At 37.6% G+C, this 25518-nt stretch carries 24 protein-coding genes and 1 pseudogene; 12 read left to right on the top strand and 13 right to left on the bottom strand.

What is annotated here, in order from left to right:
- Nucleotides 1–120: 120 nt before the first annotated feature.
- Nucleotides 121–1326: an aminotransferase class I/II-fold pyridoxal phosphate-dependent enzyme gene (locus tag AAFN64_RS08825; RefSeq protein ID WP_300485154.1), complete on the bottom strand. Its 1206-nt coding sequence runs from the start codon at nucleotides 1324–1326 to the stop codon at nucleotides 121–123.
- Nucleotides 1327–1518: 192 nt separating this feature from the next.
- On the opposite strand from AAFN64_RS08825, the gene AAFN64_RS08820 reads away from it, so the two are divergent.
- The 5 genes from AAFN64_RS08820 (at nucleotide 1519) to AAFN64_RS08800 (ending at nucleotide 2957) form a co-directional block, all read left to right on the top strand.
- Entirely contained in the window at nucleotides 1519–1977 is a 459-nt protein-coding gene (locus AAFN64_RS08820; protein WP_136401679.1) for an Lrp/AsnC family transcriptional regulator, read from the top strand.
- Between the two features lie 82 nt (nucleotides 1978–2059).
- The gene (locus AAFN64_RS08815; RefSeq protein ID WP_300485150.1) at nucleotides 2060–2260 is read left to right on the top strand and encodes a hypothetical protein; all 201 of its coding nucleotides are present in this window, start codon (nucleotides 2060–2062) and stop codon (nucleotides 2258–2260) included.
- A 32-nt stretch (nucleotides 2261–2292) separates the two neighbouring features.
- Nucleotides 2293–2487, top strand: a complete 195-nt coding sequence (locus AAFN64_RS08810) for a hypothetical protein (protein WP_300485148.1) — start codon at nucleotides 2293–2295, stop codon at nucleotides 2485–2487.
- Nucleotides 2488–2517: 30 nt separating this feature from the next.
- Entirely contained in the window at nucleotides 2518–2724 is a 207-nt protein-coding gene (locus AAFN64_RS08805) for a hypothetical protein (RefSeq protein WP_136401676.1), read from the top strand.
- Between the two features lie 29 nt (nucleotides 2725–2753).
- Nucleotides 2754–2957 (top strand): hypothetical protein, encoded by a 204-nt coding sequence (locus tag AAFN64_RS08800; protein WP_300485142.1) that lies wholly within the window; start codon nucleotides 2754–2756, stop codon nucleotides 2955–2957.
- A 109-nt stretch (nucleotides 2958–3066) separates the two neighbouring features.
- Here AAFN64_RS08800 and AAFN64_RS08795 read toward each other — a convergent pair whose 3' ends face one another.
- Nucleotides 3067–3759, bottom strand: a complete 693-nt coding sequence (locus tag AAFN64_RS08795; protein ID WP_347760151.1) for a LytTR family DNA-binding domain-containing protein — start codon at nucleotides 3757–3759, stop codon at nucleotides 3067–3069.
- Nucleotides 3759–4733, bottom strand: coding sequence for a histidine kinase (locus AAFN64_RS08790; RefSeq protein ID WP_347760150.1), 975 nt, complete (start codon nucleotides 4731–4733; stop codon nucleotides 3759–3761). The genes AAFN64_RS08795 and AAFN64_RS08790 overlap by 1 nt, the downstream gene beginning before the upstream one ends.
- A gap of 184 nt (nucleotides 4734–4917) precedes the next feature.
- Between AAFN64_RS08790 and AAFN64_RS08785 the strand changes: the two genes are divergently transcribed.
- Nucleotides 4918–5826 carry a DUF6268 family outer membrane beta-barrel protein gene (locus AAFN64_RS08785; RefSeq protein WP_347760149.1) on the top strand — a complete coding sequence of 303 codons (909 nt, stop codon included), beginning with the start codon at nucleotides 4918–4920 and terminating at the stop codon, nucleotides 5824–5826.
- A gap of 476 nt (nucleotides 5827–6302) precedes the next feature.
- Nucleotides 6303–7706 (top strand): dihydrolipoyl dehydrogenase, encoded by a 1404-nt coding sequence (gene lpdA / locus AAFN64_RS08780; RefSeq protein ID WP_300485134.1) that lies wholly within the window; start codon nucleotides 6303–6305, stop codon nucleotides 7704–7706.
- Nucleotides 7707–7823: 117 nt separating this feature from the next.
- Here lpdA and AAFN64_RS08775 read toward each other — a convergent pair whose 3' ends face one another.
- Nucleotides 7824–8642 carry a hypothetical protein gene (locus AAFN64_RS08775; protein WP_347760148.1) on the bottom strand — a complete coding sequence of 273 codons (819 nt, stop codon included), beginning with the start codon at nucleotides 8640–8642 and terminating at the stop codon, nucleotides 7824–7826.
- 386 nt (nucleotides 8643–9028) lie between these two features.
- Here AAFN64_RS08775 and AAFN64_RS08770 point away from each other — a divergent pair, with 386 nt between their 5' ends.
- Nucleotides 9029–9511 (top strand): hypothetical protein, encoded by a 483-nt coding sequence (locus tag AAFN64_RS08770; protein ID WP_300488047.1) that lies wholly within the window; start codon nucleotides 9029–9031, stop codon nucleotides 9509–9511.
- Between the two features lie 252 nt (nucleotides 9512–9763).
- Here the strand turns inward: AAFN64_RS08770 and AAFN64_RS08765 are convergent, their stop codons facing one another.
- The 6 genes from AAFN64_RS08765 to AAFN64_RS08740 form a co-directional block, all read right to left on the bottom strand.
- Nucleotides 9764–11056, bottom strand: coding sequence for a hypothetical protein (locus tag AAFN64_RS08765; protein ID WP_347760147.1), 1293 nt, complete (start codon nucleotides 11054–11056; stop codon nucleotides 9764–9766).
- A 602-nt stretch (nucleotides 11057–11658) separates the two neighbouring features.
- Entirely contained in the window at nucleotides 11659–12777 is a 1119-nt protein-coding gene (dnaN, locus tag AAFN64_RS08760) for a DNA polymerase III subunit beta (protein WP_136402044.1), read from the bottom strand.
- A 96-nt stretch (nucleotides 12778–12873) separates the two neighbouring features.
- On the bottom strand, nucleotides 12874–14559 hold the full coding sequence (gldG, locus tag AAFN64_RS08755) for a gliding motility-associated ABC transporter substrate-binding protein GldG (protein ID WP_347760146.1): 1686 nt from the start codon (nucleotides 14557–14559) through the stop codon (nucleotides 12874–12876).
- The gene (gldF, locus tag AAFN64_RS08750) at nucleotides 14559–15284 is read right to left on the bottom strand and encodes a gliding motility-associated ABC transporter permease subunit GldF (protein WP_300488042.1); all 726 of its coding nucleotides are present in this window, start codon (nucleotides 15282–15284) and stop codon (nucleotides 14559–14561) included. The genes gldG and gldF overlap by 1 nt, the downstream gene beginning before the upstream one ends.
- A 21-nt stretch (nucleotides 15285–15305) precedes the next feature.
- The gene (locus AAFN64_RS08745; protein ID WP_347760145.1) at nucleotides 15306–15602 is read right to left on the bottom strand and encodes an antibiotic biosynthesis monooxygenase family protein; all 297 of its coding nucleotides are present in this window, start codon (nucleotides 15600–15602) and stop codon (nucleotides 15306–15308) included.
- 27 nt (nucleotides 15603–15629) lie between these two features.
- Nucleotides 15630–16460, bottom strand: coding sequence for an SAM-dependent chlorinase/fluorinase (locus AAFN64_RS08740; RefSeq protein ID WP_300488050.1), 831 nt, complete (start codon nucleotides 16458–16460; stop codon nucleotides 15630–15632).
- Nucleotides 16461–16556: 96 nt separating this feature from the next.
- Between AAFN64_RS08740 and AAFN64_RS08735 the strand changes: the two genes are divergently transcribed.
- Nucleotides 16557–17507, top strand: coding sequence for a PhoH family protein (locus AAFN64_RS08735; RefSeq protein ID WP_300488036.1), 951 nt, complete (start codon nucleotides 16557–16559; stop codon nucleotides 17505–17507).
- 241 nt (nucleotides 17508–17748) lie between these two features.
- Here the strand turns inward: AAFN64_RS08735 and AAFN64_RS08730 are convergent, their stop codons facing one another.
- On the bottom strand, nucleotides 17749–18366 hold the full coding sequence (locus AAFN64_RS08730; RefSeq protein ID WP_347760144.1) for a hypothetical protein: 618 nt from the start codon (nucleotides 18364–18366) through the stop codon (nucleotides 17749–17751).
- Between the two features lie 189 nt (nucleotides 18367–18555).
- On the opposite strand from AAFN64_RS08730, the pseudogene AAFN64_RS08725 reads away from it, so the two are divergent.
- The 3 genes and pseudogenes from AAFN64_RS08725 to AAFN64_RS08715 all read left to right on the top strand — a co-directional run.
- Nucleotides 18556–18707: pseudogene (locus AAFN64_RS08725) on the top strand (phosphate starvation-inducible protein PhoH); the annotation flags it as partial.
- Nucleotides 18708–18808: 101 nt separating this feature from the next.
- A complete protein-coding gene (locus AAFN64_RS08720) occupies nucleotides 18809–19759 on the top strand; it encodes a phosphoribosylaminoimidazolesuccinocarboxamide synthase (protein WP_347760143.1) in 951 nt (316 codons plus the stop codon).
- Between the two features lie 193 nt (nucleotides 19760–19952).
- Nucleotides 19953–20588, top strand: a complete 636-nt coding sequence (locus AAFN64_RS08715; RefSeq protein WP_300488027.1) for a hypothetical protein — start codon at nucleotides 19953–19955, stop codon at nucleotides 20586–20588.
- A gap of 354 nt (nucleotides 20589–20942) precedes the next feature.
- Here the strand turns inward: AAFN64_RS08715 and AAFN64_RS08710 are convergent, their stop codons facing one another.
- Entirely contained in the window at nucleotides 20943–22343 is a 1401-nt protein-coding gene (locus AAFN64_RS08710) for an efflux transporter outer membrane subunit (RefSeq protein WP_347760142.1), read from the bottom strand.
- Between the two features lie 10 nt (nucleotides 22344–22353).
- Nucleotides 22354–25518: an efflux RND transporter permease subunit gene (locus AAFN64_RS08705; RefSeq protein ID WP_300488021.1), complete on the bottom strand. Its 3165-nt coding sequence runs from the start codon at nucleotides 25516–25518 to the stop codon at nucleotides 22354–22356.

The raw sequence follows: 25518 nt of genomic DNA, 5'->3' as shown, positions 1-25518 counted from the left end.
ATCGACACAAAAAATACTATCAATAGCATTAGTTGTAGGATTGTCCATTTTGTTACAAATAAAAAAATCCGCTCAAGACTATTGATCTCAAACGGACTTAAACTAAAAAAAACTAAAAACTTAATTTAAAATCGAAAGTTCCTTCATACAATCTTTCATCATCTGATAGGTTCTCTCAATATCGTTATCCAATCCGATGGAGAAACGGATTAATCCGTCTGTTAAGCCCATTTCGGCTTGTTCTTCCAATGGAATTTCGGAAGATGTTGATGTTCCCGGTGCGCTGAATAAGGTTTTGTAAAACCCTAAACTCACGGCCAAGTATCCTAAATTACGGTTTTGCATCAATTCCATAAGCTCATTGGCTTTATCCAACGAACCTACGTCAATCGTTAACATACCACCAAATCCGTATTCCGGATTGATCATATTTTTATAAAGTTCATGGCTCGGGTGACTTGCCAATCCCGGATATACGGTTTTAATACCGTCTTTTTCAAATTTTTCAGCCAGATACATAGCGTTATGACTGTGTTGTTTCATACGGATATGTAAGGTTCTCAGGTTTTTTAAAACACTGGCCGAACGCAAACTGTCCATTGTTGGACCTAAAAGCATGCTGGCTCCGTCGTTTACATTTTTTAAGGCGTTGATAAAATCATGCGTTCCGCAAACCACACCACCAACTGTATCGCTACTTCCGTTGATGTATTTTGTTAAACTGTGAATCACCACATCGGCTCCTAATTTTGCAGGTGCTACCGATAAAGGCGAAAAAGTATTGTCAACAACCAAAGTAAGGTTGTGCTTTTTAGCTAGTTTGGCAAGGCTTTCAATATCGGCTACTTCCAATAAAGGATTACTAACCGTTTCGCAGTACAATACTTTAGTATTGGGCTGGATAGCTGCTTCTACCACGTCCAGTTTCGTAATGTCTACAAAGGTTGTTTTAATGCCTAAACGAGGTCCGAAATTTTTAAGGAAAGCATACGTTCCACCATAAATGGTACGGCTGGACACAATGTGTTCTCCGTTTTGACATAGTTGCAATAGGGTTGGCGTGATCGCGCCCATTCCGGATGCCGCTACGTTGGCCGTTTCGGTTCCTTCCATTGCAGCCAAAGCTTCACCTAAATATAAGTTACTAGGGGAAGAGTGACGGGAATAAAGGTAGCAACCTTCGGCATTTCCTTCGAAAGTATCGAACATGGTTTTGGCCGACAGGAAGGTATAGGTAGACGAATCGGAGATAGATGGGTTAACGCCTCCAAATTCGCCAAAATACTGTAAGTCCTGTATTTTATCAGCCGGGTTGAAATTTTTCATGTTGGTATAGTTAGTTGTGTTATAAAATGTAATATAAAAAGTCAAAATAAAGTTATTGGTGAAAAAAAGTCAATGATAGTTTTTAAACTTAGATAATAAAACTATTAAAATGTATATTTGTAGTTTAATTTTTTGTTTTAAAGTGATTTACACTATTTTGACCAAATTTTTTTAATTCTACTAACGATCCGTATGAAATTCGATAACATTGATAAAAAATTGCTGCAATTGTTGCAAAATGACTGTAAGCTAACCAATAAAGAGCTTTCGCTAAAACTGAACTTATCGGTTACGGCCGTGTATGAACGCATTAAGAAAATCGAAAAAGAAGGCATTATTTCGCGCTACGTAGCACTTTTAAACCGGAATAAGATCGAAAAAGGATTTGTCGTGTTTTGTCATTTAAAGCTAACGCAACATACCCGCGAGTTTATCAGTCAGTTTGAAAAAGAAGTGGTACAGCTAAACGAAGTCCTGGAGTGCTTTCATGTGAGTGGCGATTACGATTATATCCTTAAAATATGTGTAAAGGATATGGAGGAATACCGGGAGTTTATGGTTACAAAGTTGACTACATTGCAGCATATTGGTAGTACTCATAGTACTTTTATGATTGGTCAGGTTAAGAATACTACATCTTTTGTGATTTAAAATATACTTTTCGTAATTATTTATATTGCATTTTGCGAATAAATTCTTATTTTGGCAGATAATTAATCAAACCAAATAACTTATGAAAGCAAACCTTTTAAACATCACCGGAGTACAGGTGTTATCGAAAGAAAACCAAAGAAGTATTTACGGACAAGTATTCGTGGAAGAACCAATCGATTTGAGCAAATGTGGCTGTTCGTGCAGTGGCGCTGTAACCGGACCGTCTTATTGCGATCGCTATATTGGATGTCCACAGGTATACACTTGTGGTGAAGTATAAGATATCATAAAAACAAACCAAATCGATTTACTATGAAAACAAATCTTTTGAATATTTCCGGAGTACAAGTGTTATCGAAAGAGAACCAAAGACAAATTTTAGGACAGGCATTGGTTATAGGCGATATCTCCAAATGTGGTTGTTCGTGTAGTGGTTCGGTAACCGGACCGGCTTATTGTCAGCGTATCATGGTCTGTCCTCAGGTGTATACTTGTAATCATATATAAGCTATTCTAATCGCATTAATCTATTTAATTATGAAAACAAATCTTTTAAACATCACCGGAGTACAAGTGTTATCGAAAGAGAACCAAAGACAAATTTTAGGACAAGTATTGGTTGAAGAACCGCATGATTTATCCAAATGCGGATGTTCTTGCAGTGGTTCCGTAACCGGACCGGCGTATTGCAGTCTTTATATAGGCTGTCTGCAGGTTTACAATTGTGGTGAAACAAAAGTATAATTGGATGCTAATTATTTAACCCCCAAACTATGAAAACAAACCTTTTAAACATTGCAGGAGTTCAGGTGCTAACAAAAGAGCATCAAAGAGCTATTACCGGAGAACAACTTGAAATTATTACCCCGGATTTATCCCTATGCGGCTGCTCATGCAGTGGCTCAGTAACCGGACCGGCTTATTGCCGTCGCTATATTGCTTGTCCACAGGTATATACCTGTCTGGAAGTAATGTAGTCAACACCACCAACAAAAAATAGTGAAACCCTGAATTTTCAGGGTTTTTTTAGGTCTGGTTTTTTATGAATACCGTTGTGGAGAGTCAATAGTCGTTAATGATTTACCATTAATTCGGTAAAGAAATTTTTAGAACTTCAGCTCTTCTGTTTCTTGATATTGGTAAAGCGATGTCTTTTATATATAAAGTGGCACCATCTATACGGCTAACTTGCTTGCTATTGACAATATACGATTTATGAATTTGCAAGAAATCTTCCGTTGGTAATTGGTCTAAAATTTTTTTTAAGGTATGATGAATAATCAGCCGCTTACTGTTTTCCAAGTGTATTTCAATATAATTCTGCATGCTCTGAATATAGAGGATATTCTTGGGGTGTACTTTTATCAAAACGCCGTTTTCTTTAAAAAACAATGGCTTACTAGTGTCTTCCTGCTTCCGCATCAAGTCATACATTTTCTTGGCTTTAGAAACAGCATCTTTAAAATCTTCGAAAAAAATGGGTTTGACTAAATAATCCACGGTATTTACTTTATATCCTTCTAAAGCAAATTCGGAATAGGCAGTAGTGAAGATGATCATTGGTGATTTGTCTGTGATTCTTTTTGCAAATTCCATTCCATTGAGGAGTGGCATCTGAATGTCTAAAAATATTAAATCAATAATTTCGGTGTTTAATTTTTCTAATGCCAAATGGGCATTGGAAAAGCAACCTCTATTTTCCAAAAAATCAAATTCTTTGATGAATTCACTCAGACCTTCTCTGGCAATTCGTTCGTCATCGATTACAATACACTTCATTAGTTATTCAAATTTAGTTGTAATGTTACATTGTATTTATTTTCGTCTGACGACAATGTTAATTTGTAATTGTCGGGATAGGATAAGTCCAGTCTTTTTTGAACATATCGTAATCCAACGCCTTCTTTTTTGCTATCATTTAATGATGAATCTGTGGTATTTTCTATTTTAAGAAATAATTGATTTTCATTTGCTAAAAAGATTTCCAAATGAATAGAATTGCTTTTATCAGCAAAAGTAGAGACATGCTTAAATGCATTTTCAACGAATGTCGATAAAAGAAAGGGAATAATCATCAATTGATTCTCGGGGATATTCCACTGACACGAAATTTGTAAATCCTCTCCGGATCGGTCTTTTTCCAGTTGAAAATAGTGCTTTAGGAACGCGATTTCATCGTCCAGTTTTATCCACTTGTTTTGAGATTCATAGACATAATAGCGCAATATTTTACTGTATCGGGAGAGTAATTCCAGCGCTTCGTCTTTGTCTTTTCGAATCAGGAATTGTAAGTTGTTTAATATGTTAAAAGTAAAATGCGGACTTAATTGCGTTCTTAAATGGTTTATTTCCGATTCCAGTACACTGTTTTTCAGGATCTCATGTTGTTTTTCGGCTTCTGTATTCTGTTTGAATAATTCTATCGAATAACTCATCCCGGAAATCAAGATGGTCATCATCAACATTCCGAAAAATAACGACAGCATTAGATTCATTTTTACTACTGCTTCGGAAAAAATCATTTCAATAATTATATAACCTTCAAGGGATAAGAGTATGGCGGTGAGCATACTAGTCAATAAGGCATAGAGGATAAATTTTGCAGAGGCATTAATTTGTAAATACTCCTTTGCCAACCGGTTAATTACATAAATCACATGAATTCTCAAAGTTAGTGTAATGGCTATTGTAAACAGTAAAGTACACACAAAAGAGAAATCATCTGACAATTGCAGGAAGATTAGCAAAAACATAAAAAACCAAAATAAGTAATCCGTCTTTTTTATAGTAAACATAACATACTGTTGATTTTACAAAAGTAGCCTTTTCTCATTCGTTGCAATATTCGTTCGTCAACAAAAAATGACCGGTTGTCAAAAGTAAAAAATAGCCTTGTGGTTACGATATAGTTTTGCCTCACATAAATGATAAATATATATGAAAACAACAAGATTGCTGTGGGCATTACTTCTTTTACTAATTGTGAGTGCAAAAACGATGGCACAGGTATCCCTTAAAACGGAATATTTTGGTTCGTCAAGTTATATCGATAACGAGGGGAACAAGATGGAAAATGGAAAAGGGGCGGCAACGATATATCGCGGAAATATCAAGATTCCAATTTCGGTAAAAATGAGTAAAGACAGTCTTGTTACGGCCTGGATGGTTGATGTTGCAGGAACTCATGCCACACTTGACAATAAAAACATCAGTCAGGATTTGGTGCTGTCGAACATTACCAATCTTCAACTCTCATTGATTACTATCCGTCCCTTAAGTCCAAAATGGTCTCTTATCGCTTTTTTGGGAGCGGGAGTTTATACAAACGAAACTCAGATTTCAAGAGTAAATGGTAACAGTATTCTGGGAAGTGGAGGCGCGCTGTTCGTTAAGAAAATCAACCCTAAATTAGATCTGGGAGGAGGGCTTGCGCTAACCAATACATTGGGATATCCGATGTTATTTCCGGCGCTCTATGTGAATTACAATTCGGATGGGAAATATACGTTCCGGGTTTCGATGATGAGTGGATTTCAGGCAGCTGCGGGATATAATTTCAACAACAAGTTTGCTTTACATCTAATTGCAGAAATGAACGGTCAACTCGCAATGCTCCAAAAAGAAGGTAAGAACGTCATGTTTACCCATCAATATTTTGTAACGGGTTTAAGGCCCGAATTGAAGCTAAACAAGCACATCAGCTTACCCATTACACTTGGCGTAAATGCCATGCGTTCTGTTTATTTTAATGAACGGACATTAAAAAGTCTTTTTAGCGATAAGACAACCCATTCTAAGTTTGATTTTTCATGGTATGCGGCAGCCGAAATAAATTATAGATTCTAAATTATGGATAAACACCACCTACAAAAAATAATGAAACCCTGAATTTAAAGGTTTTTATATACCATGTTTTTACGAATACCGCTACGAAATCAGTTGCTCCTTAAAGGAACGTTAAAAGCATTTTTATTTTGAAAATAATCCGATTTCGTCTAAACAAAATCCCCGATGACGCGGATTTGCAATCCGTGTCAAAACACAATGGCACTTATTAAAACAACCATAAAAACAAAACTACAACTTTATACAGTTGTAGTTTTTAGTTTTGATTGCACCTGAGGCTTTAGCCGAACGGACAAAGTAAATCAGCGCGATCGGATTTTTCAGGCCTTATTTTTACGAATACCGCTACGAAATTGGTTGCTCCTTAAAGGAACGTTAAAAGCATTTTTATTTTGAAAATAATCCGATTTCGTCTAAACAAAATTCCTTAATTTTGTAATGAAATTTTTAAAAACACAACATAATATAATTATACTATGAGTTCATTTGACGTAGTTATTATTGGTTCGGGTCCTGGAGGCTATGTAGCGGCAATCCGTTGCGCCCAATTAGGAATGAAAACGGCCATTATCGAAAAATATTCCACTTTAGGAGGTACTTGTTTAAATGTTGGATGTATCCCGTCTAAAGCGATGTTGGCTTCTTCCCACCATTTCGAAGAAATTTCTCATTTTGCAGATCACGGTATTGAAGTGAGCGGTGAGGTGAAAGTGAACCTTGAAAAAATGGTGGCTCGTAAAAAAGCTGTTGTAGATCAAACTGCCGGAGGGGTAAAATACCTGATGGATAAAAATAAAATTACCGTATTCGAAGGAGTTGGTGCTTTTGAAAGCGCTACGGCTATCACGATTACGAAAAAAGACGGTTCGGTTGAAAAAATCGAAGCAAAAAATACCATTATTGCTACCGGTTCAAAACCATCGAGTTTACCTTTTATCAAAATCGATAAAGAAAGAATCATCACGTCTACAGAAGCATTGGAATTAAAAGAAGTTCCGAAACACTTGGTGATCATCGGTGGTGGTGTGATCGGGTTGGAACTAGGTCAGGTGTATTTACGTCTTGGCGCTCAGGTTTCTGTAGTGGAGTTTATGGATCGTATCATTCCGGGTATGGATGCCGGTTTGTCGAAAGAATTGACAAAAGTGTTGAAAAAACAGGGAATGAAATTCTATACGTCTCACAAAGTTCAGGCCGTTGACCGTAACGGAGATGTGGTAGTGGTTAAAGCTGAAAACGCAAAAGGAGAGGTGATCACTTTAGAAGGAGACTACGCGTTGATTTCAGTAGGTCGTCGTCCGTATACAGAAGGATTAAATGCGGATAAAGCCGGTGTAAAAATTACCGAAAGAGGTCAGATTGAAGTAAATGATCATTTACAAACTACCGCATCAAACATTTATGCTATCGGTGACGTAGTTCGCGGTGCAATGTTGGCGCACAAAGCAGAAGAAGAAGGTGTGGTTGTAGCCGAGTTCCTTGCCGGACAAAAACCACATATCGATTATAACCTAATTCCGGGTGTTGTATATACCTGGCCGGAAGTAGCTGCTGTTGGTAAAACAGAAGAGCAGTTAAAAGAAGCAGGAGTGGCCTACAAATCGGGAAGTTTCCCATTCAAAGCTTTAGGACGTGCGCGTGCCGGAGGTGATACCGACGGATTTGTAAAAATCCTGGCTGATGCTAAAACCGATGAAGTTTTAGGTGTACATATGATTGGACCTCGTTGTGCCGATTTAATCGCAGAAGCGGTTACGGCTATGGAATTCAAAGCTTCGGCGGAAGATATTTCCAGAATGTCGCATGCACACCCAACATTTGCAGAAGCAATCAAAGAAGCAGCTTTAGCAGCTACCGATAACAGAGCGTTACACGTGTAATTTTCGGAATCAGATATAAAAAAGCCCCGCTAAAATTTAGCGGGGCTTTTTGTTTGATACCTATTTTTACACCTGACAGGTTTTTAAAACCTGTCAGGTGTAGCTTATTGGTGTAAATTATTTCACTTCAAAATACTGTCCGGTAAAGGTATAGATTGTAAAATCCTTTGTTACACTACCTTCTTCTGTTACTACCGGAAGATAAAGCTGTTTCTTTTGATTGTCATATTTGATCAATTGTAATGGGCGCTCCGGTCGGTCAACCACACTAAAAAAATCGAAGTCAATTTGTAGTACGTCTTTAAATCCTTCTTCCGTTTTAAACCATTTGGTTTCCTTTTTCAATTGGTTGTTTTCGATACTAAAAACCTCGATGGACTGACTGGCATCTTTAGAGGAGTAAACACCGTTACTTACCGCTAGGTAGTATGTTTTAGAACCATTTTTTAAGGTGAAAATTTCCGAATAAAAAGGAATATAGTCATCTTCGCTCCCTGTATCTTTAATCAATTTAGCTTGTACACTATTTCCGGATTGGTATTGGAATAGGTTTGTAAAATCGACCATTGTGCCGCCTTCCGAAGTATCCCAGCTATAAATTTTAAACAAGGAATCCTTGCTGATTACGATATGAATGTTTTCCTTTTTTAAAGAATCAAAAGGATATCGAATGGATTCCGGATTTTTAGTCAGACAGTTTAAAAACGCAGTTTCAAATTTCTTGTTTTGAATTTCCAATGAATCATAAGAAGCATCGTTACCATCGGTATGATAGGCCGCAATTTTTTGATACATCTTCTGTAACTTGAATTCTTCTTCTTTTAAAGGAGAAGTCAGTTGTGGGGTTGGAGTAGGTGTATCGGCCTTTTTTTGTTTTTGATCACAACTGTTTAAAAATAGCGCCAGCAAAAGGAATAATGGAATACAATTTTTCATGGTTTTGAATTAATTGGTGAAATAATGAAACTCGGTATCTTCGGATGCTAATCATGGCATTGCAATTTACGGAAGCTATCCGATAAATGTAAGCAAATCGTCATCAGTAATAGTAGGAATTTTAGTTAATTTATTATTTTAAAATTTATAAGAGTTGCTTTTTATTATCTTAGTATTATGATTGCTGTCTCTGACAAACAAGAGTCAAAATCGTAACTTTTAAAAAGACCAGGTTTAAAATTGGTTTTTTTTATAGCCCTTTTCGAGTATACAATTCGGACATAAAAATTGTTTTTAAATAATGTGGACATAAAATAACATATGGAAAAGCTTCGAAAAAAAGTAATAGCTAATCGCTCCGCGAGCGGACTAAATTCACGATTTTAATGCAACAAATTAAAACTTCTTTTTTAGATAAATTAAAGTATGCAATGACCTTGACAATTTCTCTTGGGCCTCCTATAGTGTTATTTTATCTAGGGTATGAAAACAGACACAAAATTTTAATGATAGCTTCTGTTTTTTTATTTATATTGAATGTCTATGCCATTTATAAAGCATATCAAAATTCCAAATCAGTATTTGTGTTTTGTAATCTTGACACTGCTTCTAAAAAAAATAGTATTGTTAAATTGGCTAAAGAAAAAAAATTTAGATTGATATCAAGTCTTGATGATGAGTTGATTAAGTTGGAATATCAAAGATATGCATTGAGTGTATATTATGAAGTACATTTCCAGATCCACGAAAACCAAATTGAATTTAACGCTTTTAGCAGTGATGAGCCGGGAGTTATAGATTTTGGAGCCCGAAAAAGAATACTAAAATTAGTAAAGAAAAAAATAGAAGCTAACTGTGCTTGTGTGTAATAACGGCTATGCAAACAAAAACTGGAGAAAAAGTTAAGCTACATTTTATACATAGTTATTTTTTTACAACATTCTTTCACCAGCTATATTTAAGATTTTGTTCGTATCTCTAACGCCACGCTAAGTTAGCATATTCAGTATTACATAATAATGACGATTTTGAAGTCGTTGAAGTAAATAGTATACTTAAAAAACTAACGTTAATAACTAAACTATACTATACAAGAAGAAATACCACCCCTTCTCTAATATTTATTGCCCAAACCACCCACTTGGAACCTCCAGTCTCGCTGCCATTTCACCATAAGGTGACCTAATACTATCCTTGCATTTTTGCTGTTCAAGATTGTACGTAACTGATATTGGTCTAGTAACATTTGACAAGTAAAAAAGTGGCAAGCCGTTTTCTTTTTTCTTATACAGGGACAAAAGCCATATTACAGATTTATTAGGCTTGAGTGAAGCAATTTTTAGAACATGACTTTCTGGATTTACCATTTCAATACCCGCATCTAACAAAGCTTTTTTGTAGGGATCCGTTTTAAATCTATATTGCTCAATTCTTTCAGATTCAATTTTGAAAGAATTGATATATTCATGGAAAGCCAGCTCAACATCGAAAATTTCACTATTGCTGGTATTTGTGAATATCCCAAACAAAAAACCAATGTCTGATGATTCAGTACCTTTCATTTTATCAATTTCTTCAATTGAAACATTGAGTCCCATTTTTTCGGCCATATCATAAGGGTAGTGTCCATACTCATCGATATCCGGGTGTTTGCAATAGGTCATGACATCTTCAATTGTCGGCGCAAGAGCTGACCAATAAAGCTTTTTCCCATTATCTAAATTCCCTGAATATTGACTCCACAGTTTTGTTTTCAGTACAGTAGCATCCTTATAATCCCATTTATTTTTCCAGAAATTTGCTAGCTCATAACTTATGGGAATACCAACATTTTTGAGTTTATAAAAGCTATATCTTCCTATGCTGTCTCCCTCATTATTGTATCTTGGCCCATATGACGGATCACCTTTCAAACGACCTAAATCTGCATCATTCTCCATAATCTTGAGTAGAAGCGGCACTTCAATTGCGCCAAATAATCTCATATAGTTAACCTTAATGGCTTGCTTTGAAACGACGAAATCTTTGTCTGGCTTAATAATTTCTTCGGCACCTACTGAAGCTGTATTATCTTTGACCAAAACATATTGGAGATCTACAGGAAACTTAAAAAAAACCGATGTGGTAAGTAGCAGTGAGGCGCTTATAAATAAAATAGCCACACTCCAAAGAAGAATTCTTATCGGATGTCGAAATTCACTTGATTCGGCATTTGCCAATTTAGAAAAAACTACCAGCATAATCATGAGGCTAAAAAGTATAATGGTTCCCCATAATGCAATTTTCAGATCAATATTGAAGAGAGTCACCAATGCCACCACGGCAATTATTCCCGATACTCCAATGGCATATTTAACTGAAGGAACAGACTTGGTTGCATCTTTAATAATTTCAAAAAGGTTAGGTATAGACATTTTTTTAAGAATTAGTAACTAGTACATTATTAAAGAAATAGTATCAAGCTTAGCTTGCTGTTAAGATAGGAAAAAACAATCTTCCAATTTTACAAGAAATTAAAACTTTCTATTAATTTTTGGCATAAAATAAGTGAAAGGTCTAGATACTTTCTTGTCAGCAATTGTAAACTCACAATTTACAATTGATAAATCTTTCTCAACATAATTGCAAAAAACAATCAAAACTTAATTATAAAAAAACACTTGCACTGGATATGCAAACAAAAAGTAGCGTAAAAGTTAAGCAGCATTTTTATATTTTTATTTGTCTCATCTGAAAATTTTTGCGACTCTTGACAGACTAGGTTTTCCATAATTTAACGCATGTTTTTGCGTGAATAGATTAGAAAGTTATAATGTGTAGCTTTATCTAATAATATTATTAGATGTCAAAAATGTGACAATAGTAGCCTAATGATAAAAGTGGTTTAGTTACCAAATCGTTAACATTTATTGAAAAAATATTGAATACATATAATAGAACCTTGATCAAATAAAAAACCGCAATCCGATTAGGTCTTGCGGTCTTTTGGTTATAAAGGGTTGGTTATAGCGTAGGATTAGCTGTTTAACATTACCGGCATTACCAGCATCGTTACGGTTTCGCCTTCATCCAATCCGTCTACCGGGGTTAAAATTCCGGCACGGTTTGGTAACGACATTTCCAGCATAATTTCGTCCGATTGCAGGTTGGTTAACATTTCAGTTAAGAAACGGGAGTTAAATCCAATTTGCATATCGTCGCCCTGATAGTCACAGGTCAATCTTTCTTCTGCTTTGTTGGAGTAGTCAATATCTTCAGCAGAAATGTTTAATTCCGCTCCGGCAATTTTTAATCGAATCTGGTGCGTGGTTTTGTTGGCAAAAATCGCCACACGACGTACAGAGCTTAAAAACTGGGTACGGTTCATTAATAATTTATTCGGATTCTCTTTTGGGATAACCGCTTCATAATTTGGATATTTTCCATCAATTAAGCGACAGGTTAAAATATAATTGTCAAAGGAGAACGTTGCATTCGAATCGTTGTATTCAATTTTTACTTCCGCATCCGAAGCCGCCAAAATACCTTTTAAAATATTTAATGGTTTTTTAGGCATGATAAAATCGGCCACTTGCGATGCTTTTACATCGGTACGGGCATATTTTACCAATTTATGAGCATCGGTAGCTACAAAGATTAATCCCTCCGGAGAAAACTGGAAGAATACTCCCGACATTACCGGACGTAAATCGTCGTTACCGGCTGCGAAAATTGTTTTGCTCACTGCCGTTGCCAATACTTCTGCCGGAACCAAAGTCGAAGACGGTTCCTCCAGAACTACTGCTTTCGGGAATTCATCACCCGGAGCGTAGGCTAGTGCATATTTACCCGAATTCGAACTGATCTCTACCGTATTGTTGTCTTCAACGGTAAAGGTTAACGGTTGTTCCGGGAATGTTTTTAAAATTTCAAGTAAAAGTTTGGCCGGAACGGCTACGCTTCCCTGACTGGTAGAATCGATTTCCAATGTGGCCGACATAGTAGTCTCCAAATCGGATGCCGATACTCTAAGTTGGTTATTGTCTAATTCAAATAAGAAATTATCTAAAATAGGCAAGGTGTTGCTACTGTTGATAACACTACCTAAAACCTGTAATTGTTTTAATAAATATGAACTGGATACAATAAACTTCATCATCTTTCTTTTTTAGGTTTGTAAAATTGGTATTACATTTTACATTTCACAAATATATCGTAATCTGTCTAATGAAAAAACATTTTTTATTAACAACTAGCGGGAATATTTTCTTTTTCTTAAAAAAGTGAATAATAGTCCAAACAAGGCCAGTACAACTATTGGTAATCCGACAGTTATAATCTGAGTGATCGTGTAGTTGTCGTACACTTTTTGTTTGTCCAGTAACGGCAAATCGACATCTTTACTTCTAATGTTAATAAGTCCGGTATCGTCCAGTAAATAATTCACACAGTTCAAAAGGAATTCTTTATTGCCATATAGGTTGTTCGTCCACTTGTCATAACCCAGTTCCATAGGCTGAAAAGCCTGATCCAGTTGGTTCTTAATAATGTCGCCATCGGAAATCACAATCATTTTTCCGGCTTTTCCGGTAGTCTTATACGTACTGTCTTTAAACGGAAGAACACGGTTGTCATACATCGACTGGAATTTTCCTTCCAACAATACCGATACCGGTATACGACCGCCACCAACATAGTCTTTTGGTCCGGTTTCTTCGGTAACCATATTTAGGCTAACCTCAATTGGTGTACCAATACTCTTCGAATATTGCGACGATTCCATTAAAATCGTTTTCTTAATTCCATTTTTTAACGTATCGATTGGGTTGGCAAATTCAAAACGTACCCCTTCGATGTTTTTCACAATCGGATTTTGCGATTGTGGATAGATAAATGGTGAATATTTCCAGAAATATTGTTCGTATTGTGTAGCACTTCCACGATCGCCGGAAGCCAGTTTTATCGGAGCCGCCTGTTCGTCTTTTACCAAAGCCGGGTTAATTCGGAATCCGTATTTAAAGAACATATCGTTTAAGTTCAGATCTCTTGGAAAGGCCAGAATCGATCCGCTGTCGTTATACAAACTGTCCATTTCGGCCTGAACCGCATCGACCAACCATAATGTTTTTCCACCGTTAACGATAAACTGATCCAAGACCTGTTTTTCTTCCTCGTTAAACTTCTCACTTGGTTTGGCAATAATGGCTAAATCGTATTTTTTAAGTGCCGCAGCTGTTTTTATCGGATTTTTGGCTACAGAATCCAGTGTGAAAGGGCCAATATAATAACTCTCACGAATGGTTTTTAGGAAATCGGCAATCTGTAATTCGTGTAATTCTCCGTTTCCTTTGATGATGGCGATTTTCTTTTCCTTGCTTTTTGAGATTTTATTAAAGGCATCAGCAAAGGCATATTCCAAATGTTGTACCGAACTCACTACTTTTTCTTCGGTACTTGCACCCATCATGTTTTTAAGCAACTGTATTTTGGTGCTTTTGTCATTATAGGTCGCAATAGCCCAAGGGAAAACCACCTCCTGCGATTGTTTGCCACGATCGTCTACCGTAATATTGATAGGAGTCAGTCCGCGTTGGTATAACATTTTCATGGTCGCCTCGCGTTCTTCTTCTTTTTCCAACGGATTTACAAATTGGAAAATGATATTGGAATTATAGGCTTTGTATTCTTCTAAAAGCTGTTTGGTTTCGGCTTGTAATCGTTTGAATTCACCCGGAAACTGTCCGTCCAGGAAAACATCAATATACAACGGACTGTCAATGCTTTTAATGATCTCTAATGAGGTTTCCGATAGTGTATAGCGTTTGTCCTGTGTTAAGTCAAAACGTTTGAAAAAATAGCTACCGATAACGTTTACCGCAACCAGAGCAAGTAGGATAATCCCGAATTGTTTTAGGTTTTTCTTTTGCTGCGCTTTCATTACCATTTTAAAGATTTAAGTTTATAAACCGTTGCCGACAAGAATAGTACGGTAACACTGATAAAATAGATAATGTCGCGGGTATCGATCACACCACGGCTCATACTTTTAAAATGGTAGTCCATTCCAAAACTGGCTATCGTATTTCCAAAAGAGCCCATAAAACCGGACATCCCTTCGAAACCGAAATAGAAAACAAAACAAAGGAAAACCGCAACGATAAACGCTACAATCTGATTGTCGGATAGGGTAGAAGTAAAAATTCCAATGGCCGTATAGGACGCAATCAGGAACAATAAACCAAAATAGGAACCCAACGTACTTCCCATATCGATATTCCCTTCCGGGTTTCCAAATTTGGAGAGCACCACAACATAAATGATGGTTGGGATAATCGCGATTACAATTAGTAAAAAGGCACCCAGAAACTTACCGTTTACAATTTCCCAGATACTCAACGGTTTGGTTAGCATCAATTCGATGGTACCTTGTTTCTTTTCATCCGAAAAACTACGCATGGTAACGGCCGGAATCAGGAAAATAAGAATCCACGGGGCTAAAGTAAAAAAGGGACTTAAATCGGCAAAACCGCTTTTCAGGATATTAAAGTCACCTTCAAATACCCAAAGGAACAGGCCGTTTAGCAATAGGAAAATAGCGATAACCAAATAACCTATCGGCGAACCGAAAAAGGATTTGATCTCTCTTAATAATAAGGCTTTCATTTATTTTTTGTACGTTTTATTTTATTCCAGACTAACCAGTTTATCAACGCTCCAGGCTTCGGGTTTGGCATTAAAAAATTGCTTTGTATATGCCCAAACCTCGATAAAAAGCTCCGATTTCCGGTAGTTTTCCAAATCGGCTTCCGTTTCCCAATAACTATAGGTAAAGAAAACCGACGGGTTGTTTTTGTCCTGGTAAAGCTCCAAAAAGCGATTACCGGGGAAGTTGCGTATATTTTGCTTTACTTCATGAAAATTCGTTAAAAAAGCTTCGATTTTCTCTTCATGGAAACTCATTTTTACGATGCGTACAAACATAAGGAATTATGAATTAATTTTTGGAATTTAAGATTTGAAAATTATAGTCACCCGATCGCGGAATTTCAGACCCAATAATGAGGTGGCCGAACCCACTGTAGACGGGTTACTTTTGTAGATGGCAATTTCCAGAAAATCAGCTTCGTTAAACAACGCCAGCTTTTCGCCTTCGTAATCTTTTAAAACAAATTTCTCGGCTATTTTAAAATCGGAATAGTTCTGGTGAACGCTTTTAATGGTCTTGGTTCCGAAACGGATCTCAAAATTCCGTCCGCGTGCGGTTTCCTGAATCAGTTTTCGGGAAATATTCGTAACACAGTTACCAAAATGATCAATATAAACTACGGCACCGTTAATCGCGTTATAATCGGTCGCAACAGTTGCCTGAAGTTCGCTTATTTCTTTGATGCTGTTAATTTCCCGACCGATGACGTTCATAACGCCACCTTTTGCCAAATGACAGGCCACTTTTACAAAAACATCCATATCGGTTGCATTATCCGCTAAACGATCGTGTATGTTGATCTCTACAATCTTCTGTGGTACAATTTTCTGCGTTAGTATGCTTAAAATACCATTATCGGCACAGATAAAATAATGATCATTCCATTGCATGGCAATATGCTTGCTTTCGAACGTACGCTCCGAATCAACCCCGATCAGGTGAACGGTTCCTTTCGGAAAGCTACTGTAGGCCGCATTGATAATATAGCTGGCTTCCGATATGTTAAACAAATCGATATTGTGCGAAATGTCAATAATTTGTACATCAGGATGTTCCGTAATAATCTTACCTTTCAAAGAACCCACAAAGTGGTCCTTTAGCCCGAAGTCGGTAGTAAGCGTAATTATTGACATCATTTTGTTTATAACTATTAAGGGAACTTTCTTTAAAAATTGCTAGATTTGAGATATGCAAAGCTAACTTATTTTTTTAATTAAATCCCGTTGCTTTTGAACGAAAGAACCATCGAATTGACAGACATCACCCCTAAAGAATTCTGGGGGGCTCAGGATGCTCATCTTGAGATAATTAAAAAATTATACCCAAAATTAAAAATCGTAGCCCGTGGCACGCTGGTGAAAGCCTACGGAGAAAAGGAAATTTTGGATGAGTTTGAAGTGCGGTTCCATAGATTGATGAATCACTTTTCGCGGTATAATTCTATCGACGACAACGTGATCGAACGAATTGTACAAACCAACAGTCAGGACGAACAAAAAATGGCCGATCACGATAAGATTCTCGTACACGGTATTGGAGGAAAACTGATCAAGGCCTTAACACCCAATCAGCAAAAACTGGTCGATTTTACCATGAAAAACGATATGGTTTTTGCCGTAGGACCTGCCGGAACCGGAAAAACCTATACCGGAGTTGCACTAGCAGTTAAAGCATTGAAAGAAAAGCAAGTAAAGCGGATCATCTTAACCCGTCCTGCAGTAGAAGCCGGCGAGAATTTAGGATTCCTTCCGGGCGATATGAAAGAAAAACTGGACCCGTATATGCAACCGTTATACGATGCCTTACGCGATATGTTGCCACCGCAAACGCTGGAAGATTATCTCCTAAAAGGGGTTATCCAGATTGCACCATTGGCGTTTATGCGTGGCCGTACGTTGGACAATGCTTTTGTTATTCTGGATGAAGCACAAAATACGACGCATTCGCAAATGAAGATGTTCCTAACCCGTATGGGACGTAATGCCAAGTTTATTATTACCGGAGATCCGGGTCAGGTCGATTTACCACGACGAACCATTTCCGGACTAAAAGAAGCCTTATTGATTTTAAAAGACGTAGAAGGAGTTGGTATTTTATATCTGGACGATAAAGATATTGTGCGCCACCGACTGGTTAAGAAAATCATTGATGCCTATAAAAGTATCGAAAATCACGATTAAAATTTAGAGGATTACATACCTTAAACAGGCTTGATCAAAAAATTAGCTCTCCTTACAAAGGGAGGGCTTTTTTATTTACCTGTTGCGAATGTTTTTTAGGTTTTTCAAATACTATTTATTTCAAATAAACTCAAAATTTAAGTAAAAAAAACAGGATAAAATGTTTCATCTTATCCTGTGCAATCTTATAGTGAATACTTAATTTAGTACATAATTATTCACATAAAAACGTTTTCAAAAATTATGGGTTTAATGGTAACTTAAGTTCTTCTCTATCACTTCCTCTATACAGGGTTAAATAGGCTTTAGATAGATCTGCATCTTTAGGTATTACGAAATAAAATATTTTTTCAGTTTTCTCACCTTTCTTTAAAGTTACACTAGTGTTTGTATCAAGACTTACAGCATTAGGATTTGCTTTAAAAAATTCTGGTTTAAAAGAAGTAAACTTTTGTATTTCTTCTGCTTTATCATCTATATGAATAGAAAAACTTGTATTCATCCCAGAAAACCTTCCATCACATAGAAGACTCTCAAGGCCAATGTTTACAGCTAATAATTGTTCGTCTTCAGTTGGTACACTATTTTCGAATTCTGTTTCAGCGAATTTAGCATTTGTAGTATAACTTACAACAGTATATTTTTCTTTTGTATGACTTCCTGATTGAAATTGTTTGTCATAAGTATTCTCACTTTCATCTATAAAAGAAGTACCCGATACAGTTGTTTTTGGCTCCGGTCTTACAATGGCAGTGGGGGTTTCTGTAGTTGGTTCTTCAGTTTGTTCCTCGGTTTGTTCTTTCTTGCAAGATGTCAAGGTCAGTGCACTTGCTAAAATTAAAATGCTAAATTTTTTCATAATTTAAAATAGTATTAATATAGTGATTAAGGTGCTAAATGTAGCATATTAATCGTTACTAACCTAAGAAAATTCTTAAAGTTATGATAAAGGTTACCCCATCGAGCAAAGTGTTTCATTTTAACTCAGCGGGTATAATTAATTGAAGTACACTAATTTTATCAGATAGTGGTCAAAACACTAAAATTCAAACGAACTATTTCCGGACTAAAAGAGGCCGTATTGATTTTAAAAGACCTCGAAGGAGTTCGCATTTTATATCTGGACCCTAAAGATATGGTGTGCCGCCCACTGGTTAAGAAAATCATCGGTGCTATATGAGTATCGAAAATCACGATTAAAATTTATACAAACCACCCGTCACGAAAGGTTGGTTTTTTTTGGTAGCAGTAGGGTTTTTAATTACTTTTGCACCTTTATAACAACTAACTACAAGCGTTCTATGAACACAATCACAACAACTAATTTTAACTTTCCGGGCCAGAAATCCGTGTACCGCGGTAAAGTACGGGAAGTGTACAATATCAATGACGAACTTTTGGTAATGGTGGCTACTGACCGCCTATCGGCTTTTGATGTCGTAATGCCAAAAGGAATTCCTTACAAAGGTCAGATTCTAAACCAAATTGCAACGAAATTCATGCAGTTAACGGCCGATATCGTACCCAACTGGTTAATCGCTACTCCCGATCCCAATGTTGCCGTAGGGCATTTATGCGATCCTTTTAAAGTAGAAATGGTTATCAGAGGCTACCTTTCCGGACATGCAGCACGCGAATATGCTTTAGGAAAGCGTATGCTTTGTGGTGTAGCACTACCGGAAGGTTTAAAAGAAAACGACAAATTCCCGGAACCGATCATTACGCCATCGACTAAAGCAGACAATGGAGAACATGATGAAGACATTTCGCGAGAAGATATCCTGGCAAAAGGAATTGTTTCAGAAGAAGATTATATCGTTTTAGAAAAATATACCCGTGCTTTATTCCAGAGAGGAACCGAGATCGCGGCCAGTAAAGGTTTGATTTTGGTAGATACCAAATATGAATTCGGAAAAACAAAAGACGGGAAAATCGTTTTGATTGACGAAATCCACACACCGGATTCATCTCGTTATTTTTATGCAGATGGTTATCAGGAACGTCAGGATAATAACGAAGCGCAAAAACAATTATCGAAAGAATTTGTACGCCAATGGTTAATTGCCAACGGTTTTCAGGGTAAAGACGGACAACAGATTCCGGACATGACCGACGAATATATCGCAACGGTTTCCGATCGTTATATTGAATTATACGAAAACATTTTAGGTGAATCGTTTGTAAAAGCCGATATATCAAATATCGACGAACGTATCGAAAAAAATGTAGTTGCATTTTTAAATAGCAAATAAGTTTTAAAACGTATTTATACAAAGGGCTGTCTTATCAAGACAGCCCTTTTTTGTGATATTAACTTCTACACCTGACAGGTTTTTAAAACCTGTCAGGTGTTTATAAAATAAAAATTTTGTTGTAAAAATAACAGTCCGTATTTATACGCAATTTTTTTGTACATTGCCTCTAATCAACCAAATCACCCCCATTATGAAACAATATGTTATCCTGGCTGTATCGTTACTGTTTACGGTAGGCATGTACAGTCAGAAGAAAAAAGCGGGAGGAAAGGCACCGGCAGCAAAAAGTCAGACAACCGTATTGGCAAAAGCAGACGATCTTACCGCAGAATTGATTAAGAATAAAAACCAGCAGACTTTTTATGTTTTCCGAAATGAAAAAGGAGCCAAAAAAGATACGCTATTGGTAAAAGCAATCGACAAAGCGGTACCGGCCGAATGTAAGATCACAACTTTTAAAACCAAAGACACACCACTGTGTTGTATTACCTGGACCGAAAAAAACGTTACCGAAACCAAAACCAAAAACGAAGAGGCGTTGAGTACCTATTCGGAAATATGGGAACCGGCTACGAAAACACAAATATTAGCTAATGTACAGACTACGACCAAGATTAAAGAAATCGTATTTCTGGATAAAGGACAAAATGCATCCGAAACACAGGAGCGAATGAGAAGAGAAGGTTTTGAGTTTACACTAACCGGAGAAGGGGATGTGATTCTGAAAAACAAATCACAGGAAAGCCGTATGACTTATAATCCAACGGATAAAAAATATGTAAACAACGTTTCGGCAAGTGCCGCTCCGGCAAAGAAAAAAAGATAAAATAGGAATTGTTTTTTAACTAGTGTATAGTTTAAAATGCTATTTTAGGATAGCAAAACAAAAAGGGAGCAACTTGATTGCTCCCTTTTTATTTTTGTTTCGTTACACTTTTTAGGTTTTGCTACACCTGACAGGTTTTCAAAACCTGTCAGGTGTGAAATCAGCAAGTGCCGCTCTGACTAAGATAAAAGATAAAAGATAAAAGATAAAAGACTGTACTAGCAGACCTTAATAGGAGATCGGTTAAGATTATAAAAAAGGGGGAGCATTAGAAATGCTCCCCCTTTTTTTGTTTTTGTTTAGTTACACCTGACAGGTTTTTAAAAACCTGTCAGGTGTTAAATAAAACTTAGATTATTGCGTTCCGCCACCTAATGCTTTATAAAGCGTGATAATGGCATTAAACTGTCGGTATTTATTGTCAATAAGATCCAGCTCACTACTTAAAGCGGAGTTTTTCGCTGTTAACACTTCCAGGTAGTTCACAAAACCGTGGTTTAATAACTCATCGGAATAGTTGGCTGCTTTTTTAAGCGCATCCACTTGTTTTTCACGGATTACAATCTTACCGGTTTCGTTTTTATATTGCGATAAGGCATCCGAAACTTCTTTCCCCGCTGTTAACAGGGATTGCTCAAACTGTAAATAAGCTTTTTCCTGATTGGCTTTTGCTACTTCATATCGCGTTCTAATCTGACGTTGATTAAAAATAGGTTGTGTCAATCCGGCTACGATATTTGCAAACAGGGAATTGGTACTAAACCATTCTTTTAACTCCAAGCTCTGGAAACCTCCGGAAGCCGTTACCGTAAACGACGGATAGAAATTACTACGTGCTACATTAGTCATCTCAAAATTAGAGATCAGATTGTATTCGGCAGCCATTACGTCCGGTCTTTTACTTAATAAATCGGCAGGAACACCAAGGTTAACATCTACGTTCATGGTTTGAGCCGCAAGGGTTCCTCTTTCTATTTTACCGGGCGATTGTCCTAATAAGATAGATAGAGTGTTTTCCATGATCACAATGTTATTTTTCAAATCGGCAATGATCAACTCAGTAGCATATTTCTGTGCTTCTGTTTGTTTTACCGCTACTTCGTTTACGTTTCCAGCGTCTTTTAACGCTTGGATTGTAGTAACGCTGTTATTACGGTTTAACAAAGTTTCTTCGGCTACTTTTAACTGGGCATCCAACGATAACAACTGATAATAGGTCGAAGCAATACTTGCCAGTAATTGTGTTTTTACCGCCTGATTGGCTGCTACCGTTTGCAAATAGGAAGCATTAACCGCACGTTTGTTACTTCTGATTTTTCCCCAGATGTCGGCTTCCCACGATAGGTTTCCAGCAAGCTGATATTGATCTAAAGCACCATTAAAAAAGGAACCAAACTGACTGTTTTTAGCCAATTCCTGGTGGGTAAGACTGGCACCCACGCTAAGCGTAGGCAGGTAGCCCATTTTGCCCTGTTTCAGATTTGCTTCGGCAGCTACAATCGACTGCATTGCAATTCGGATATCGTAATTATTCTGTAGTCCTTTTTCGATATAGCTCTGAAGGATTGGATCGGTAAAAAGTGTTTTCCACGAAACACCCGCCAGTGACGCACCTTCGGTAGCCGTAGCATCGGTACGATACAATGCTTCGGTTTTTACCTGTGGGCGCTCATAATTTTTGGCGACAAAGCAAGACTGCATCACCGATGCAGCTGCTATGACAACCATTATTTTATATGATTTTTGATATTTCATTTTCATAGTTTTATAATGCAACATTTTCAGAATCCTGCTCGGCCGCTTTTTGGGCTGCTGTTTTTCCGGTAATACGTTCCTGTAGTCCCTGGAAGATCACAAACAATACCGGAATAAAGAATACCCCTAAAATGGTACCGACTAACATTCCTCCAACAGCTCCCATACCAATAGAACGGTTACCTACGGCTCCAATTCCGTTGGCTAAAGCCAGTGGCAACAGACCAAAGATAAAGGCGAAAGAGGTCATCAAAATCGGTCGTAAACGGGCTTTTGCTCCTTCAACTGCCGATTCAAACAGGCTCATACCATGACGTCTACGCTGGATGGCAAACTCTACGATTAGAATGGCATTTTTCGCGAGTAATCCGATAAGCATGATCAGTGCAATCTGAAAGTAAATGTTGTTTTCAAGTCCAGCCAGTTTTACAAATCCGATGGCTCCTGCAATACCCACCGGTAACGATAGGATTACCGATAATGGCAATAAATAACTTTCGTACTGCGCACTTAACAGGAAGTATACGAAAATCAAACTCAATAGGAATACACCAATCGCCTGACCTCCGGAAGCAATCTCCTCACGGGTCATACCGGAAAACTCATAGGTGTAGTTATTCGGTAAATGTTGTGCCGCAACTTCTTCAATCGCTTTAATCGCATCCCCGGAACTATATCCTGGTTTGGCTTTACCGTTTACGTTTACTGATTTTAACAGGTTAAAACGGGTAACCGATTCCGGACCATAGGTTTTCTTAAGGCTCACAAACTGACTGATTGCTACCAATTCGTCATTTCGGTTTTTGATATAAATTTTATCCAAACTTTGTTCGGTAGCGCGATCTTCCGGTTTTGCCTGAATCATCACACGGTATTGTTTACCGAAACTGTTAAAGTCGGTTGTATATAATCCTCCGTAATACCCCTGTAACGTATTGAAAATATCGGATACACTAATACCGGCATCTTTCGTTTTTTCAATGTTGATGTCCAACTGGTATTGTGGGAAGTTCGGGTTAAAGTTGGTCATCGCATACTGGATTTCCGGACGTTGGTTTAGCGCTTGTAAAAACTCACCACTCACTTTACTGATCGTCGCCCAGTCGTCGTCTGATTTGGATTGTAGTTTAAACTCAAATCCGTCTGCCGTACCAAATCCCTGTACACTCGGAGGTGTAAAGAATAACGCTCGGGCATCTTTAAATTGCGCTGTACGTCCGAATAGTTCACCAACTACCGCTTCAATTGACTGTGTAGCTTCTTTACGATGTGCCCAGTCTTTTAATTTGATAACGGTAAAGGCATATGAACCACCATTTACGTTGTTTAATAAACTGAAACCAACCACACTCATACGGGATTCGATAATGTCCATAGAAGCCAGGATAGAATCCAGTTCGTTAACGGCTAACTGTGTTTTCTCTAAAGTGGTTCCCGGAGGTAAAGTTAAATCCCCCATGATGATACCACGGTCTTCATTCGGAATAAATCCGGATGGAGTAGTGCTGAACAATAGTAATGTAATACCTGTTACTGCCAATAAAGAGATTCCGGTGATCCATTTTCTTTTAACCAGGAAGTTTAACGACTTACTGTATTTGTTGTTCATCGAATCGAATGCCGTGTTGAACGCGGTAAAGAAACGATCTTTTAATCCTTTTTTAGCATGTTCCGAATCGTCATGCGGTTTTAAGAACAGGGCACAAAGCGCCGGACTCAATGTTAAGGCGTTGATCGCTGAAATCACAATCGCAACGGCCAATGTAATCGCAAACTGTTTGTAGAATACTCCGGATGGTCCTTTTAGGAAGGAAACCGGTACGAATACCGCCGACATAACCAGGGTGATCGAAACAATCGCTCCGGTGATCTCGTCCATAGCTGAAATCGTCGCTTGTTTGGCGTCTTTTATTCCGTGGTCGAGCTTGGCGTGGACGGCTTCCACAACTACGATGGCATCATCCACTACGATACCAATCGCCAGAATCATCGCAAACAACGTAAGCATGTTGATCGAGAATCCGAATAATTGAAGGAAGAAGAAGGTACCTACAATCGCAACCGGTACGGCAATAGCCGGAATCAATGTAGAACGGATGTCTTGTAGGAATACGAATACTACGATAAATACCAGGATAAAAGCCTCTACCAATGTCGAAACTACTTTTGCAATCGATGCATCAAGGAAGGTTTTCGAGTTGTATGGAATTACATAATCGATACCTTTAGGGAAAGTACCTTTGCTTTCCTCCAAAATATGGATTACTTCCGTCATAATGTCCTGAGCGTTCGATCCGGATGTCTGGAAGATACCAACAGCCACACCTTGTTTACCCATTGCCATGTTTTTGGCACCGTAGTTAAAGGCTCCTAATTCGACAGTCGCTACATCTTTTAATCGAAGGAAGTTTCCGTTTCCGGTCGATTTGATAATGATGTTTTCGTATTCTGAAATTTTAGATAAACGTCCTTTATATTTGATTACGTATTCGTAAACACCATCAGCATTTTCACCAAATTTACCCGGTGCGGCTTCTAAGTTTTGTTCGCGTAATGCATCCTGAATATCGGACGGCACTACTTTATAGTTAGCCATTTTTTCCGGATCGATCCAGATACGCATTGAGTAGTCTTTGGCACCAAATACGTTTACTTGTCCAACCCCTTTTACACGTTGTAATTTCGGTACCAGGTTGATACGGGCGTAGTTCTGGATAAACGTCTCGTCATACTCTTTATTGTTCGAATATAAGGCGAAGAACATCAACGCACTCGTCTGACTCTTAATCGTGGTTACCCCGGTATTTACTACGGCTTGTGGTAGTTTACTGGTAGCACGCGCCACACGGTTTTGTACGTTTACGGCTGCGATATCGGGATTCACACCCAATTCGAAGAATACGCTAATGTTGGCCGCACCGTTATTTGCCGATGTCGACGTCATATAAGTCATACCTTCCACACCGTTGATTTCTTCTTCGATTGGCGTTACAACACTGTTTAAAACCGTTTCGGCATTGGCTCCGGTATAGGTAGCACTTACCTGTACGGTTGGCGGTGCAATTTCCGGGTATTGTTCTATGGGTAACGATGTTAATCCCAAGATACCCAGAATGGTTATAATGATGGAGATTACGGTAGAAAGTACCGGTCTGTTTATAAATGTTTTAATCAT

The organism is Flavobacterium sp. CAU 1735 (assembly GCF_039888695.1).
Taxonomy (GTDB): Bacteria; Bacteroidota; Bacteroidia; order Flavobacteriales; family Flavobacteriaceae; genus Flavobacterium.
Note: the sequence above shows the minus strand (reverse complement) of the source record. Positions and strands in the feature narration are given on the sequence as shown.

Bases quoted from the DNA above. Each gene is read 5' to 3' on its own strand.
- AAFN64_RS08820 (WP_136401679.1), top strand. From the start codon at position 1,519: ATGAAATTCGATAACATTGATAAAAAATTGCTGCAATTGTTGCAAAAT.
- gldF (WP_300488042.1), bottom strand. From the start codon at position 15,284: ATGAAAGCCTTATTATTAAGAGAGATCAAATCCTTTTTCGGTTCGCCG.
- AAFN64_RS08710 (WP_347760142.1), bottom strand. From the start codon at position 22,343: ATGAAATATCAAAAATCATATAAAATAATGGTTGTCATAGCAGCTGCA.
- AAFN64_RS08770 (WP_300488047.1), top strand. From the start codon at position 9,029: ATGCAACAAATTAAAACTTCTTTTTTAGATAAATTAAAGTATGCAATG.
- AAFN64_RS08815 (WP_300485150.1), top strand. From the start codon at position 2,060: ATGAAAGCAAACCTTTTAAACATCACCGGAGTACAGGTGTTATCGAAA.
- AAFN64_RS08705 (WP_300488021.1), bottom strand. From the start codon at position 25,518: ATGATTAAAACATTTATAAACAGACCGGTACTTTCTACCGTAATCTCC.
- AAFN64_RS08795 (WP_347760151.1), bottom strand. From the start codon at position 3,759: ATGAAGTGTATTGTAATCGATGACGAACGAATTGCCAGAGAAGGTCTG.
- AAFN64_RS08790 (WP_347760150.1), bottom strand. From the start codon at position 4,733: ATGTTTTTGCTAATCTTCCTGCAATTGTCAGATGATTTCTCTTTTGTG.
- gldG (WP_347760146.1), bottom strand. From the start codon at position 14,559: ATGAAAGCGCAGCAAAAGAAAAACCTAAAACAATTCGGGATTATCCTA.
- AAFN64_RS08715 (WP_300488027.1), top strand. From the start codon at position 19,953: ATGAAACAATATGTTATCCTGGCTGTATCGTTACTGTTTACGGTAGGC.
- AAFN64_RS08785 (WP_347760149.1), top strand. From the start codon at position 4,918: ATGAAAACAACAAGATTGCTGTGGGCATTACTTCTTTTACTAATTGTG.
- AAFN64_RS08745 (WP_347760145.1), bottom strand. From the start codon at position 15,602: ATGTTTGTACGCATCGTAAAAATGAGTTTCCATGAAGAGAAAATCGAA.
- dnaN (WP_136402044.1), bottom strand. From the start codon at position 12,777: ATGAAGTTTATTGTATCCAGTTCATATTTATTAAAACAATTACAGGTT.
- AAFN64_RS08805 (WP_136401676.1), top strand. From the start codon at position 2,518: ATGAAAACAAATCTTTTAAACATCACCGGAGTACAAGTGTTATCGAAA.
- lpdA (WP_300485134.1), top strand. From the start codon at position 6,303: ATGAGTTCATTTGACGTAGTTATTATTGGTTCGGGTCCTGGAGGCTAT.
- AAFN64_RS08765 (WP_347760147.1), bottom strand. From the start codon at position 11,056: ATGTCTATACCTAACCTTTTTGAAATTATTAAAGATGCAACCAAGTCT.
- AAFN64_RS08720 (WP_347760143.1), top strand. From the start codon at position 18,809: ATGAACACAATCACAACAACTAATTTTAACTTTCCGGGCCAGAAATCC.
- AAFN64_RS08730 (WP_347760144.1), bottom strand. From the start codon at position 18,366: ATGAAAAAATTTAGCATTTTAATTTTAGCAAGTGCACTGACCTTGACA.
- AAFN64_RS08810 (WP_300485148.1), top strand. From the start codon at position 2,293: ATGAAAACAAATCTTTTGAATATTTCCGGAGTACAAGTGTTATCGAAA.
- AAFN64_RS08740 (WP_300488050.1), bottom strand. From the start codon at position 16,460: ATGTCAATAATTACGCTTACTACCGACTTCGGGCTAAAGGACCACTTT.
- AAFN64_RS08800 (WP_300485142.1), top strand. From the start codon at position 2,754: ATGAAAACAAACCTTTTAAACATTGCAGGAGTTCAGGTGCTAACAAAA.
- AAFN64_RS08825 (WP_300485154.1), bottom strand. From the start codon at position 1,326: ATGAAAAATTTCAACCCGGCTGATAAAATACAGGACTTACAGTATTTT.
- AAFN64_RS08775 (WP_347760148.1), bottom strand. From the start codon at position 8,642: ATGAAAAATTGTATTCCATTATTCCTTTTGCTGGCGCTATTTTTAAAC.